Annotated in this window: 10 protein-coding genes; 3 read left to right on the top strand and 7 right to left on the bottom strand. The window is 57.8% G+C overall.

The window, feature by feature from the left end; genetic code table 11:
- Nucleotides 1-52: 52 nt before the first annotated feature.
- Entirely contained in the window at nucleotides 53-1561 is a 1509-nt protein-coding gene (gene glpD, locus ACA108_01400; protein ID XEX96231.1) for a glycerol-3-phosphate dehydrogenase, read from the bottom strand.
- 204 nt (nucleotides 1562-1765) lie between these two features.
- On the opposite strand from glpD, the gene glpE reads away from it, so the two are divergent.
- The 3 genes from glpE to ACA108_01385 all read left to right on the top strand — a co-directional run bounded on the left by glpE (nucleotide 1766) and on the right by ACA108_01385 (nucleotide 3772).
- Nucleotides 1766-2095 carry a thiosulfate sulfurtransferase GlpE gene (gene glpE, locus ACA108_01395; GenBank protein XEX96230.1) on the top strand — a complete coding sequence of 110 codons (330 nt, stop codon included), beginning with the start codon at nucleotides 1766-1768 and terminating at the stop codon, nucleotides 2093-2095.
- Nucleotides 2096-2160: 65 nt separating this feature from the next.
- Nucleotides 2161-2994, top strand: coding sequence for a rhomboid family intramembrane serine protease GlpG (gene glpG / locus ACA108_01390; protein ID XEX96229.1), 834 nt, complete (start codon nucleotides 2161-2163; stop codon nucleotides 2992-2994).
- Nucleotides 2995-3013: 19 nt separating this feature from the next.
- The gene (locus ACA108_01385; protein XEX96228.1) at nucleotides 3014-3772 is read left to right on the top strand and encodes a DeoR/GlpR family transcriptional regulator; all 759 of its coding nucleotides are present in this window, start codon (nucleotides 3014-3016) and stop codon (nucleotides 3770-3772) included.
- 52 nt (nucleotides 3773-3824) lie between these two features.
- Here the strand turns inward: ACA108_01385 and glgP are convergent, their stop codons facing one another.
- From glgP to asd, 6 genes are all read right to left on the bottom strand, one after another.
- On the bottom strand, nucleotides 3825-6272 hold the full coding sequence (glgP, locus tag ACA108_01380; protein ID XEX96227.1) for a glycogen phosphorylase: 2448 nt from the start codon (nucleotides 6270-6272) through the stop codon (nucleotides 3825-3827).
- A 20-nt stretch (nucleotides 6273-6292) separates the two neighbouring features.
- Nucleotides 6293-7726: a glycogen synthase GlgA gene (glgA, locus tag ACA108_01375; protein ID XEX96226.1), complete on the bottom strand. Its 1434-nt coding sequence runs from the start codon at nucleotides 7724-7726 to the stop codon at nucleotides 6293-6295.
- A 109-nt stretch (nucleotides 7727-7835) separates the two neighbouring features.
- Nucleotides 7836-9119 carry a glucose-1-phosphate adenylyltransferase gene (glgC, locus tag ACA108_01370; GenBank protein ID XEX96225.1) on the bottom strand — a complete coding sequence of 428 codons (1284 nt, stop codon included), beginning with the start codon at nucleotides 9117-9119 and terminating at the stop codon, nucleotides 7836-7838.
- Nucleotides 9120-9133: 14 nt separating this feature from the next.
- A complete protein-coding gene (gene glgX, locus ACA108_01365; GenBank protein XEX96224.1) occupies nucleotides 9134-11116 on the bottom strand; it encodes a glycogen debranching protein GlgX in 1983 nt (660 codons plus the stop codon).
- Entirely contained in the window at nucleotides 11113-13299 is a 2187-nt protein-coding gene (glgB, locus tag ACA108_01360; protein XEX96223.1) for a 1,4-alpha-glucan branching enzyme, read from the bottom strand. The genes glgX and glgB overlap by 4 nt, the downstream gene beginning before the upstream one ends.
- A 245-nt stretch (nucleotides 13300-13544) precedes the next feature.
- Entirely contained in the window at nucleotides 13545-14651 is a 1107-nt protein-coding gene (gene asd / locus ACA108_01355) for an aspartate-semialdehyde dehydrogenase (protein ID XEX96222.1), read from the bottom strand.
- Between the last annotated feature and the right edge of the window lie 50 nt (nucleotides 14652-14701).

Genomic DNA, 14701 nt, shown 5'->3' with positions numbered 1-14701 from the left:
TAAATCTTTGAATTTGTAGGTCGGATAAGCCTGCGCCTTCCGCCACTTCGCCTTATGAAGCCAAAGAGAGCTGGGCCTTACCGTTCCGCTTTGCCAGCCACTGCGCCACCCGCGACTGCTGCTCGTCCGTCAGCCACATGCCTAATTTCGTCCGGCGCCAGATAGCATCCTCCACGCGTCTTACCCACTCATGCTCGGCCAGATAGCGCAGTTCGGCCTCGTAAAACTCATGGCCAAAATCTTCGCCTAAATCTCTGATACTCGCCGCATCCGCCAGAATCAGCTCGCTGTTGCTGCCGTAGGTTCGGGCAAAGCGACGGGCAAGGCCCTCACTCAGGAACGAATAGCGGCGGCGCAGCTGGGCGGCAAAATCATCGCGATCGCCGGAGATATCCCCACCCGGCAGCCTGCTGTCTTTCGTCCAGGCCGGTCCCATTTTAGGGTAGTAGGTTTGCAGCTTGTCCAGCGCGTGTTCGGCCAGTTTACGGTAAGTTGTCAGCTTGCCGCCAAAGACGGACAGCAGCGGCGCCCTGCCGTTTTCATCATGAATATCCAGCGTGTAGTCGCGGGTTACGGCCTGCGGAGAGTCGGACTCGTCATCACACAGCGGCCGCACCCCAGAGTAGGTCCACACCACGTCTTCACGGCTCAGGTTTTTTTTGAAGTGTTCGTTATAGACGTCCAGCAGGTATTTCACTTCGCTTTCGTCAATGTGCACCGCTTTCGGGTCACCTTTGTATTCCACGTCGGTCGTGCCGATGATGGAGAATTCGTCCATCCACGGGATCACGAACACGATGCGCTTATCTTCGTTTTGCAGAATGTACGCCTGCTTCTGGTTATGCACGCGCGGCACCACGATATGGCTCCCCTTGATCAGGCGGATACCGTAAGGAGACGGCAGTTTCAGCCCGTCGTCGAAAAAGTCTTTTACCCACGGTCCGGTAGCATTAACCAGGCCGCGCGCGCGCCAGGAAAAGGTTTCGCCGGTGTCGATGTCCTGCGCCTCCACGATCCAGTGGCCGTTTTCACGGCGGGCGCTGGTTGCGCGGGTGCGGGTTTTCACCTCGCCGCCTTTTTTGGTCACCATCTGCGCGTTCGCCAGCACAAGGCGTGCATCGTCTACCCAGCAGTCGGAATATTCGAAACCGCGCACGATCTCGGATTTCAGTACTGAATCTGAGCCAAAACGCAAACCGGTGGAAGCTGGCAGGCTGGTACGTTTGCCCAGATGGTCGTACATAAACAGACCGATACGGATCATCCACGCCGGGCGCAGATGCGGGCGGTGCGGCAGGCGGAAGCGCATCGGGAAAGCAATATGCGGCGCCATGTTCAGCAGCACCTCGCGTTCGGCGAGCGCTTCGCTCACCAGGCGGAATTCGTAGTGTTCCAGGTAGCGCAGGCCGCCGTGGATTAATTTCGAGCTGGCGGATGAGGTGGCGCAGGCCAGGTCCTGCCCCTCCAGCATTAACACGGACAGGCCGCGGCCCGCGGCGTCAGCTGCAATACCGGCGCCGTTGATACCGCCGCCAATGACAATCAGATCTTTGGTTTCCATGCTGCCCTCACACACTTTCGTTAAAGCTCATAAATGTTCGTTATCGCTCATGATAGCAAGTGACCGGACTTTTGGTAACGAAAAAAAAACATTTCTGCGTGATATAGATAACATTATGGCGTTAATATCAGCGGCCGGCGCTGGCTTTCGCTTAGTATTGCGCTCAGCCAGCCCCTTTTCCTTTATTTGTATACGAGCAACGTTATGGATCAATTTGAATGTATTGGTGTGGAAGAAGCACACCAGAAGCTGCACCAGAAGCTGGCGGTATTAGTTGATATCCGCGATCCGCAAAGCTTTGCGATGGGCCACACGCCGGGCGCTTTCCACCTGACTAACGACCGGCTGGTCGCTTTTATGCAGCAGACGGATTTCGACACGCCGGTGATGGTGATGTGCTATCACGGTAACAGCAGCAAGGGCGCGGCCCAGTATTTGCTGCAGCAGGGGTATGACAGCGTCTACAGCGTTGACGGCGGCTTTGATGCCTGGCATCGCCATTTCCCGGCTGAAGTCACCCACGGCGCAGCCTGAAGGTAATAAAAGCGTCGTTAAGCGGGTATACTGCTTCCCTTTGTACGGATTTGGCTGAAAACCCTATGATCATGATTACCTCGTTTGCCAACCCCCGGGTTGCGCAGGCGTTCGTCGACTATATGGCGACCCAGGGCGTTGTCCTGACCCTGCAGCAGCATCAGCAGCAAAGCGATGTCTGGCTGGCGGACGACGCTCAGGAAGCAAAAGTCCGCAGCGAACTGGAGCAGTTTCTCGCCAACCCAGGCGACGCGCGCTATCTGGCTGCCAGCTGGTCTGCGGGCGATACCGCAAGCGGGCTGCGCTACCAGCGCTATCCCTTCTTTGCCACCATCAAACAAAAAGCCGGGCCGTTCACGCTGGCGATGATTGCCGCCTGCGTGCTGGTCTATCTGGCAATGCAGGTAATGGGCGATCGCACCGTCATGGCCCTGCTCGCCTGGCCGTACGCGGACAGCCTGAAGTATGAGTTCTGGCGCTATTTCAGCCACGCGCTGCTGCACTTTTCCATCCTGCACATCACCTTCAACCTGCTATGGTGGTGGTATCTCGGCGGCCCGCTGGAGAAACGCCTCGGCAGTGGAAAACTCATCGTGCTGACCCTTATTTCGGCGCTGCTCAGCGGCTACGTGCAGGCTAAATTCAGCGGCCCGCTGTTCGGCGGCCTGTCCGGTACGGTCTACGCGCTGATGGGCTACGTCTGGCTGCGCGGTGAGCGCGACCCGGAAAGCGGCATCTTTATGCAGCGCGGCCTGATGGCCTTTGCCGTGCTGTGGATTGTGCTTGGCTACTTCGATATTTTAGGCATGTCGATTGCCAATGCCGCCCACGTCACCGGATTACTGGTTGGACTTGCGATGGCGATGGTGGATACCCTGCATGCGCGAAAACGAACATAAAAATCAGAGGTAGGCCTGCGTGAAACAAACACAACGTCACGACGCGATTGTCGAACTGGTTAAAAAACAGGGCTATGTCAGCACCGAGGAGTTGGTGGAGCAGTTTGCGGTCAGCCCGCAGACCATTCGCCGGGATCTGAACGACCTGGCGGATCAGAATTTAATTATGCGCCACCACGGCGGGGCGGCGCTGCCGTCCAGTTCGGTGAATACTTCATGGCACGATCGCAAAGCTACCCAGACGGCAGAGAAAGAGCGCATCGCCCGTAAAGTGGCAAGCCAGATCCCGAACGGCGCCACGCTGTTTATCGACATCGGCACCACGCCGGAGGCAGTTGCCCATGCCCTGCTGGACCACAGCAATCTGCGCGTCGTCACCAACAACCTGAACGTCGCCAACACGCTGATGGTGAAAGAGGATTTTCGCATCATTCTGGCAGGCGGTGAGCTCCGCAGCCGCGACGGTGGGATCATCGGCGAGGCGACGCTCGATTTTATCTCCCAGTTCCGTCTCGACTTCGGCATTCTGGGGATCAGCGGCATCGACAGCGACGGCTCGCTGCTGGAGTTTGATTACCACGAAGTGCGCACCAAAAAGGCGATTATCGAAAACTCCCGCTGCGTGATGCTGGTCGTAGACCACTCCAAATTTGGCCGTAACGCGATGGTGAATTTGGGCAGCATCAGCCTTGTGGATCAGGTCTATACCGACGTGCCGCCACCGCCGGGCGTGATGCAGGTGATCAAAGATAACAATCTGGTGCTGGAGCTGTGCTGAGCCTTTAACGGTTTTTTAGGGCGGAAAAGCGTAGCGTTTTCCGCCCTAATCTTTAAAGCCGCACCGGCTTGATATGCCAGATTTCGTCGGCGTACTCCTGAATCGTCCTGTCAGATGAGAAATAACCCATGTTGGCAATGTTGTACATGGTGCGAATGGTCCATTCTTCTGGCTGACGGTATAGTTCGTCCACCTTGTCCTGGCAGTCCACGTAGCTGCGGTAGTCCGCCAGCACCTGGTAGTGATCCCCAAAGTTAATCAGTGAATCCAGCAGATCGCGGTAGCGCGTCGGTTCGCCGGGGCTGAAGGTGCCGCTGCCAATTTGCGTCAGCACCTGGTGCAGCTCTTCATCCTGTTCGTAATACTCGCGCGGCTTGTAACCGTTGCGCCGCAGCTCTTCGACTTCCTCCGCCGTATTACCAAAGATAAAGATGTTGTCCTCACCGACGTGCTCCAGCATCTCGACGTTTGCGCCGTCCAGGGTGCCAATGGTCAGCGCGCCGTTGAGGGCAAACTTCATATTGCTGGTGCCGGAGGCCTCTGTGCCCGCAAGCGAAATCTGCTCGGAGAGATCCGCAGCCGGAATGATGATCTGCGCGAGGCTCACGCTGTAGTTCGGAATAAAGACCACTTTCAGACGATCTTTCATATCCGGATCGTTGTTGATCACCGCCGCCACATCGTTAATAAGATGAATAATGTGCTTCGCCATGTAGTAAGCCGATGCGGCCTTACCGGCAAAAATATTGACGCGCGGCACCCAGTCCGCCGTTGGGTCGGCTTTGATGCGGTTATAGCGCGTGATAACGTGCAGCACGTTCATCAACTGGCGCTTGTATTCATGTATGCGCTTGATCTGCACGTCAAACAAAGCGTTAGGGTTCACCACCACGTTCAGCTGCTGGCCGATGTATTCCGCCAGCCGTTTCTTGTTGGCAAGCTTCGCCTTGCGCACGTCCTGATGCACGGTCGGGTAATCGATATGCTGCTTCAGCTCATTAAGCTGGCCCAGATCGGTGCGCCAGGTACGGCCAATGTTTTCGTCCAGCACGTCTGACAGCGGCGGGTTCGCCAGCGCCAGCCAGCGACGCGGCGTGACGCCGTTGGTTTTATTGCTAAAGCGCATCGGGAAGATGGCGGCAAAGTCGGCAAACAGCGACTGCACCATCAGGTTTGAGTGCAGCTCGGAGACGCCGTTCACCTTGTGGCTGGCGACCACCGCCAACCAGGCCATGCGCACGCGGCGACCGTTGGACTCGTCTATGATTGAGGTGCGCCCCAGCAGGCCGGTATCGTTCGGATACTGCTCTTGCAAGGTTTTAAGGAAGTAGTCGTTAATCTCGAAGATTATTTGCAGATGGCGCGGCAGGATTTTGCCGAGCATGTCTACCGGCCAGGACTCCAGCGCCTCGCTCATCAGCGTGTGGTTGGTGTAGGAGAACACCTGGCAGGTCACCTCAAAGGCGTCTTCCCAGCTGAATTTATGCTCGTCCATCAGCACGCGCATCAGCTCAGGGATAGACAGCACCGGGTGGGTGTCATTGAGGTGAATCGCAATCTTATCTGCCAGATTGGCGTAGGTTTTATGGAGCTGGTAATGACGGCTGAGAATGTCCTGCACGGTGGCGGAGACCAGGAAGTACTCCTGCCGCAGACGCAGCTCGCGCCCCGAATAGGTCGTATCGTCCGGATAAAGCACGCGGGAGACGTTCTCGGAATGGTTTTTATCCTCCACCGCCGCGAAGTAGTCACCCTGGTTGAATTTGCCGAGGTTGATTTCGCTACTGGCCTGGGCGTTCCACAGGCGCAGGGTGTTGGTCGCATCGGTGTCGTAGCCGGGAATAATCTGGTCGTAGGCCACTGCGAGGATCTCTTCGGTTTCCACCCAGCGGGATTTTTTGCCTTCAAGCTGCACGCGCCCGCCGAAACGCACTTTGTAGCGGGTATTGTGGCGCTTAAACTCCCACGGGTTACCGTATTCCAGCCAGTAGTCTGGGGACTCTTTCTGCCGCCCGTCCACAATATTCTGTTTGAACATGCCGTAGTCGTAGCGGATACCGTAGCCGCGTCCCGGTAAACCGAGCGTAGCAAGCGAATCGAGGAAGCAGGCCGCAAGACGCCCGAGGCCGCCATTACCCAGTCCGGGGTCGTTTTCTTCGTCGATCAGCTCTTCGAGGTCGAGGCCCATCTCTTCGAGGGCGTTCTTCACGTCGTCATAAATGCCCAGCGAAAGCAGCGCGTTGGAGAGCGTGCGGCCAATCAGAAATTCCATCGACAGGTAATAAACCTGACGAACTTCCTGGGAGAGCTGCGCGCGGTTTGAGCGCAGCCAGCGTTCCACCAGCCGGTCGCGGACGGCGAACAGCGTGGCGTTCAGCCACTCGTGCTTGTTGGCAATGGCAGGATCTTTACCCACCGTAAACATCAGCTTATACGCTATCGAGTGCTTTAACGCTTCGACGCTCAGCGTAGGCGACGCATAGGAAAAGGGTGCGTTCATAATCAGTGATTCCTGGATGATTACAACAAGCGTTGATATAGGTCGCGGTAGGACTGCGCCGCTACCTGCCAGCTAAAATCCATATTCATGGCCTGACGCTGGACAAAACGCCACAACGACGGGCGGGACCACAGCACGAAAGCACGTCTGATCGCACGCAGCAGCGACCAGGCATTACTGTCTTCAAAGACAAAACCCGTTGCGATTCCGTCCGCCAGATTCTCAAGGGAGGTGTCGGATACCGTATCCGCCAGTCCGCCCGTGCGCCGCACCAGCGGCAAAGTGCCATATTTCAGGCCGTACAATTGCGTTAAGCCGCATGGCTCAAACCTGCTTGGAACCAGAATAACGTCCGCGCCGCCCATAATGCGGTGGGAGAATGCTTCGTGATAGCCAATCTGCACGCCAACCTGGCCGGGATGCTCGGCAGCCGCCGCCAGAAAACCTTCCTGTAAGACCGGGTCGCCCGCCCCCAGCAGCGCCAGCTGGCCGCCCTGCTCCAGCAGCCCCGGCAGCGCTTCGAGCACTAAATCCAGCCCTTTCTGGCTGGTTAAGCGGCTCACGACCGCAAACAGCGGCGCTTTGTCGTTCACCTTCAGGCCCATCGCCACCTGCAGCTGTCGTTTGTTCTCCGCCTTCTCCTCCAGCGAGTCGCGGTTGTAGCGCGAACTCAGCAGCAGGTCATGGGTCGGATCCCAGATTTTGTCATCGACGCCGTTCAGGATGCCGGACAACCGTCCTTCGCGGTGGCGCTGAGTCAGCAGCCCCTCCATCCCATAGGCGAAGTGCGCCTCGGTAATTTCCCGCGCGTAGGTTGGGCTGACCGCCGTAATATGATCAGCATAGTAAAGGCCGGCCTTCAAGTACGAAATTTGACCGTTGAACTCCAGGCCGTTGACGTCATAGAACGACCATGGCAGGTCAATTTCATTCATATGATGGGCGTAAAAGAGTCCCTGATAGGCCAGGTTATGGACGGTAAATACCGACTTTGCCGGGTTGCCACGCGCGCGTAGATAGGCTGGCGTCAGCCCCGCATGCCAGTCGTGAGCATGCACGATATCCGGGCGCCAGAACGGGTCCAGCCCGCAGGCCATCTCGCTACCTGCCCAGCCGAGCAGGGCAAAACGCAGCACGTTGTCTGGATAGGCAAACTGGTTGGTGTCGTGGTACGGACTGCCCGGACGGTCGTATAAATGTGGCGCGTCTATCAGGTAAATCCCCACTCCGTTTAGCTGGCCGTACAACAAAGTCATATGACCCGCGAAGGTATCGCGATGTGACACCACCTGCACATCGGTAATACCGCGACGAATATCAGGAAACGCAGGCAGCAATACGCGTGTTTCCACACCCCCGGCAATTTGAGCCGCGGGCAGCGCGCCAAGTACATCAGCAAGTCCACCGGTTTTTAACAGTGGGAATATTTCAGAACATACATGTAAGACCTGCATTCTCGCTCCCGTATAGCAAGTCTCGGCGCTGCGTTTTGTCAGGAACAGACGCCGAACGATAAAATGACCACGCACGGCACGCGCCGCGCATGGGTCAATCCTTCACTTCTTAACCTTGCAGCCTGGCCAGCATTTCCCGGGTCACCAGCACGATGCCTTCTTCCGAGCGATAGAAACGGCGCCCGTCTTCTTCAGCATTCTCGCCAATAACCATGCCTTCAGGGATCACACACGCCCTGTCGATAATGCAGCGGCGCAGACGGCAGGAGCGCCCGACTTTTACGTCCGGCAGCAGCACCGACGAATCGATATTACAAAACGAGTTAACGCGCACCCGCGGGAACAATACCGACTGCACCACCACCGATCCGGAGATAATGCAGCCCCCGGAAACCAGCGAGTTCAGCGTCATGCCGTGGCTGCCCGAGCGGTCCTGCACGAACTTGGCTGGCGGCAGCGGTTCCATATGGGTACGGATGGGCCATTCCTGGTCGTACATATCCAGTTCGGGCGTCACCGACGCGAGGTCAAGGTTGGCCTTCCAGTAGGCTTCAAGCGTCCCAACGTCGCGCCAGTAAGGCTCGGCGTCCGGGTCTGACTGCACGCAGGAGAGCGGGAACGGGTGGGCAAACGCCTGGCCGGATTTCATGACGTAAGGGATGATGTCCTTACCGAAATCGTGGCTGGAGTTCTCATCGATGTCGTCGGCCTCAAGCAGCTCGTAGAGATAATCGGCATCAAAAACGTAGATCCCCATGCTGGCTAACGCTTTGCTGTCGTCGCCCGGCATCGACGGCGGATGGGCAGGTTTTTCCACGAATTCGATAATTTTGTCTTCTTCGTCAACCGCCATCACGCCGAAGGCTGTCGCTTCATGCAGCGGTACCGGCATGCAGGCCACGGTACAGCGCGCCCCTTTTTCGACGTGGTCAATAAGCATGCGCGAGTAGTCCTGCTTGTAGATATGGTCCCCGGCCAGGATCACCACGTATTCGGCCTTGTAGCGACGAATAATGTCGAGGTTCTGGGTGACGGCATCCGCCGTACCGCGATACCAGTTTTCCCCGTGTACGCGCTGCTGCGCGGGCAGGAGATCGACAAACTCGTTCATCTCTTCGCTGAAGAACGACCAGCCGCGCTGGATGTGCTGCACCAGCGTGTGCGACTGATACTGGGTGATCACGCCAATACGGCGGATGCCGGAGTTAATGCAGTTAGATAGGGCAAAATCAATAATGCGAAATTTGCCGCCGAAGTGGACGGCGGGCTTCGCGCGCGTAGAAGTTAAGTCTTTTAGTCGGGTACCGCGGCCACCTGCCAGAATCAGCGCAACTGATTTATTCGGCAGCTGTCTTGCCAGCATTAGAGGGTCGTTCTTCTCAAGTCTAACCATGACTGACTCCTTTATTATGACTTCTGGAATACGCAGACTCCGTGCGCAGGACCATGCCAAACAGCCATCACCACCGGGTTGTCCTCTCCGGCAAAGGGAGGAATGGCTCGCCACTCCCCTTCGGGTAATACGATGTCCGCAACTTCTTCGGTGGCATTTATCGTAATAAGCCAACGTTCACTGAGCAGGATTTGCAGGCGGTGGACCCCGCCTTGCCATTCATCGGCATTCAGTGGTTGAGCCTCTTTGTTAAGCCAGCGCACATTGTCATCACCGTCCTCCCACCAGTCGTTCCGGGTAAGGGCCGGAATGGTCTGGCGCAGATGAATCAACGCCGCGGTAAAGGTCGTTAAACCGTCGTTACAGTGCTCCCAGTCAAGCCAGGTAAGGGCATTGTCCTGGCAGTAGGCATTATTGTTGCCGTGCTGGCTGTGTCCGTGTTCATCCCCCGCCAGCAGCATCGGAGTCCCCTGAGAGAGCAGCAGCGTTGTCAGCAGTGAGTGCACGCTGTCACGCCGCCGTTCTTTGATAATCAGGCTGGCTTCCAGTCCCTCGAAACCATAGTTGTTGCTGTAGTTATTGCCCGTCCCGTCGCGGTTATCTTCGCCGTTGGCTTCGTTGTGCTTATGGTTAAAACTTACGCAGTCGCGCAGGGTAAAGCCGTCATGGGCGGTAATCAGGTTGATGCTGGCTGAAGGGCGGCGATCGCCCTCGCGGTAGACATCGCTCGACCCGGCAAAGCGGCAGGCGAATCCCCCCAGCGATAAATCTTGCTGCAGCCAGAAGCGGCGCATCCCGTCGCGGAAATGATCGTTCCATTCGGCAAACAGCGGTGGATAGTTCCCCACCTGGTAACCCCCCGCACCGATATCCCAGGGTTCAGCGATCAGCTTGATCTGCGACAAGACGGGATCGTTCTTGATCGCCTCAAACAGCGGCGCATCCTGACGAAACTCCGGGGTTCTCCCCATGATCGACGCCAGATCGAAGCGGAAGCCGTCAACATGGCAACTGTCGACCCAGTAACGCAGGCAGTCCACCATCTGGCTGACCACCCACGGCGTGCTGAGATTCAGCGCGTTACCGCAGCCCGTCCAGTTGTGGTAATCGCCGTTGTCCATTAACCAATAATAGCTACGGTTATCGATTCCGCGCAGGGAGAAGGTTGGCCCGTCCAGATCCAGCTCCGCGCTGTGGTTAAGCACGATGTCCAGAATCACTTCGATGCCCGCCTTGTGCAGCGCTTTGATTGCCCCGCGTAGTTCGTTGGCGGCATTGAGCGGGTCATGATTGATGGCGTAGTAGCCTTCAACGGCGTAGAACGCCCGCGGGTTGTAGCCCCAGTAGTTGCTCAGTCCTAAGTGGGCGACGCGCGGCTCGGTAACAAAATGCGCCACCGGCAGCAGTTCGATCGCCGTGATCCCCAGGCGTTTGAAATACGCGATCATCACCGGATGGCCGAGCGCGGCGTAGGTGCCGCGGATCTCCTCAGGAATGCCGGGATGCTTCAGCGTCAGGCCGCGAACGTGGGCTTCATAAATAATCGTGTTGCCCCACGGCGTGCGCGGGTGCTCGTCGTCTTCCCAGTCGAACGTCTCCCTTACCACCACGCACTTCGCCATCTCATGGGCGTCGTCCTGCATGTCCGGCTGGTCATGGCCGCCGTGAAAATGGGGATGGTCGTTCAGACCGCCAACCACCACGCGGGCGCAGGGATCGAGCAGCAGCTTCGCCGGATTAAAACGATGGCCGTTATGCGGCTCCCACGGGCCGTGAACCCGGTAGCCATACAGCAGCCCCGGTTTGGCATTGGGCAGATAGCCGTGCCAGATGTCCCCGGTGCGCACCGGCAGGTCATAGCGCTGTTCATGGCCGTGCTCGTCAAAGACGCACAGCTCCACCTTGTGCGCGTGGGCGGAAAATAGCGTGAAGTTCACTCCTTTTCCGTCATAGTGCGAGCCGTACGGCGCCGAATTCCCGGCGGTAAGCTGCGTCATTCGCCCTCCCGGACCAGCCAGATAGTGGCCAGCGGCGGCAGCGTGATGCTCAGGGAGTGCTCGCGCCCGTGGCTGGCGATTTCATCGCTGTGAACAACGCCGCTGTTGCCGGCGTTGCTGCCGTGATAGTGCATGGAGTCGGTGTTCAGCTCTTCGCGCCAGCGGCCCGGCTGGTTGATACCGAAACGATAGTTATGGCGCGGCACCGGCGTGAAGTTAGCCGCAACGATCACCTCATTGCCCTCCGAGTCACGACGCACGAAGATAAATACCGAGTTGGCTTTGTCTTCCACCACCAGCCATTCAAAGCCGTAGGGATCAAAATCAAGCTGGTGCATGGCGGCGTGGTGGCGATAGATGCGGTTCAGGTCTCGCACCAGGCGCTTCACGCCGTGGTGCCAGTTGTCGCCGCCTTCCAGCAGGTGCCAGTCCAGGCTGGTGTCGTGGTTCCACTCGCGGCCCTGGGCGAACTCGTTGCCCATGAACAGCAGCTTCTTGCCGGGGAAGGCCCACATCCAGCCGTAGTAGGCGCGCAGGTTGGCAAACTTCTGCCACGCGTCGCCTGGCATTCTGTCCAGAATCGATTTCTTGCCGTGGACGACCTCATCGTGGGACAGCGGCAGCACGAAGTTTTCGGTGCTGTTGTAGAGCATGCCGAAGGTCATTTTGTCGTGATGATGCTGGCGATAGACCGGGTCGAGCTTCATGTAGTCCAGGGTGTCGTGCATCCAGCCCAGGTTCCACTTGAACCAGAAGCCCAGGCCGCCCATTGACGCCGGCCGCGACACGCCGGTGAAGTCGGTGGACTCTTCCGCCATGGTGACCGCGCCCGGCGTTTGCTCGCCAATAATGCGGTTGGTGCTGCGCAGGAACTCAATGGCCTCTAAGTTTTCGCGCCCGCCTTTGTCATTAGGGATCCACTCCCCCGGCTCGCGGCTGTAGTCGCGGTAAATCATTGAGGCCACCGCATCCACCCGCAGGCCGTCTATGCCGAAGCGTTCAATCCAGTACAGAGCGTTGCCGACCAGATAATTGCTGACTTCGCGCCGCCCGTAGTTGTAGATCAGCGTGTTCCAGTCCTGATGAAAACCTTCGCGAGGGTCGCCGTGCTCGTAAAGCGAGGTGCCATCGAACTTCGCCAGCCCGGCGTCGTCCGTCGGGAAATGGCCGGGCACCCAGTCGAGCAGCACGTTCAACCCTGCGGCGTGGGCAGCGTTGATGAAGTAGCGGAAGTCTTCCCGGGTGCCGAACCGCCGGGTTGGCGCATACAGCCCCTGCGGCTGGTAGCCCCAGCTGCCGTCAAACGGATGTTCGTTAATCGGCAGCAGCTCCAGGTGCGTGAAACCCATCTCCTTGACGTACGGCACCAGCTGGTCCGCCAGCTCGCGGTAGCTTAGCCAGAAATTGTTGTCCGCGTGGCGACGCCATGAGCCGAGATGCACTTCATAGATAGAGATTGGCTGGTCGAAGCCGTTGGCCTTTTGTCGGGCCGGGCTGAGCACGGTTTTCTCCGGCAGGCCACAGATAAGCGAAGCCGTTTCCGGGCGCATCTGGGACTCAAAGGCGTACGGATCGGCCTTCAGGCGCAGGTGGCCTTCGGTATCGATCAGCTCAAACTTATAAAGCTGGCCGGGATGCGCACCGGGGATAAACAGCTCCCAGATGCCGCTTTCCCGGCGCAGGCGCATCGGGTGGCGGCGGCCATCCCAGTAGTTGAACTGGCCCACCACGGAGACGCGGCGGGCGTTTGGCGCCCAGACTGAGAAGCGCGTCCCCGTCACGCCGTCCATTGTATCGGCATGAGCGCCCAGGGTTTCATAAGGGCGCAGGTGGGTACCTTCAGACAGCAGCCAGCTGTCAATTTCCTGGATCAGCGGGCCAAAGCGGTACGGATCATCAATCAGATTTTCCTGACTATGCCAGACGACGGCCAGCTGATAGCGAAAAGGATTTTTGCGGCGCTGAATAATGCCGCTGAAGAAACCGCGCGAGTCGAGGCATTCAAGTTTGCCGACCTTGCGGCCGGTTTTTGGTTCGATAACCCAGACCTCGGTGGCGTCAGGCAACAGTGCGCGGACTTCCAGCCCGGCTTCTGTTTTATGCATCCCCAGCAGGGAAAAGGGGTCGGCGAAATGACCCGCAATAAGCGCATTGATTGCGTCTTTATCGGGAAGAACAGACATGGTATTCGTCCTGTTTATTGTATGTGCCCGACAACCCGGCACTTGTCATTGACCCTAACGGGCAGCGTAAAAAGAACTCCTGTAAGCTGCTCCGCCCAACTAATCATCATGACGGTTTATTCCGCCCTGACTTAAGCATAGCCAACGTGCTGTTTTACTCCTGGGAAATAATGGCCAACATCACGACATCCATGTATGACGCGAAAAAAAAGGGGCTGCAATGCCCCTTTGGTATGTAAGTGTAATTATGCGAGCAGCCGCAACATTCTGCGCAAAGGCTCGGCGGCCCCCCACAAGAGTTGGTCGCCGACGGTGAACGCGGAGAGATACTCCGGCCCCATATTCAGCTTGCGCAGACGGCCAACCGGCGTGGTCAGCGTGCCGGTCACCGCCGCAGGGGTCAGCTCACGCATGGTGATGTCGCGATCGTTTGGTACCACTTTCGCCCAGTCGTTGTGGGAAGCGAGCATCGCTTCGATGGTTGGAATCGACACGTCTTTCTTCAACTTAATGGTGAAGGCCTGGCTGTGGCAGCGCAGCGCGCCGACGCGGACACAAAGCCCGTCAACCGGAATCACGGTGCTGGAATTCAGAATCTTGTTGGTCTCCGCCTGGCCTTTCCACTCTTCACGGCTCTGGCCGTTATCCAGCTGCTTGTCGATCCATGGGATCAGGCTGCCCGCCAGCGGCACGCCAAAGTTATCCACCGGCAGATTGCCGCTGCGGCCCAGGTCCGTCACTTTGCGTTCGATATTGAGGATGGCGGATGCCGGGTCTGCCAGTTCGGTCGCCACTTCGCCATACAGCTGGCCCATCTGGTTTAGCAGTTCACGCATATGACGCGCCCCGCCGCCGGATGCTGCCTGATAAGTCGCCACGGATACCCAGTCAACCAGGTCGTTGGCGAACAGGCCGCCCAGCGACATCAGCATCAGGCTCACGGTGCAGTTGCCGCCCACAAAGGTTTTCACGCCTTTGTTCAGGCCTTCCTGGATGACGTGCTGGTTTACCGGGTCAAGGATGATGATGGCGTCGTCTTTCATGCGCAGCGAAGAGGCCGCGTCAATCCAGTAGCCCTGCCAGCCGCTTTCACGGAGCTTTGGGTAGACTTCATTGGTATAATCGCCACCCTGGCAAGTAATGATGATATCCAGTGCCTTCAGTGCTTCCAGATCGTAAGCGTCCTGAAGCGTGCCGGTAGACTGGCCAGCAAAAGACGGGGCGGCAAGGCCCAGTTGAGAAGTAGAGAAGAAAACGGGACGAATGGCGTCAAAATCACGCTCTTCTACCATGCGCTGCATGAGTACAGAGCCGACCATACCGCGCCAGCCAATAAAACCTACATTTTTCATAGCGACTTATCCTGCAGAGATGTTTGCGTTGTGTACATTTATGGAACGTC

The organism is Dryocola sp. LX212, assembly GCA_041504365.1.
Classification (GTDB): domain Bacteria; phylum Pseudomonadota; class Gammaproteobacteria; order Enterobacterales; family Enterobacteriaceae; genus Dryocola.
Note: the sequence above shows the minus strand (reverse complement) of the source record. Positions and strands in the feature narration are given on the sequence as shown.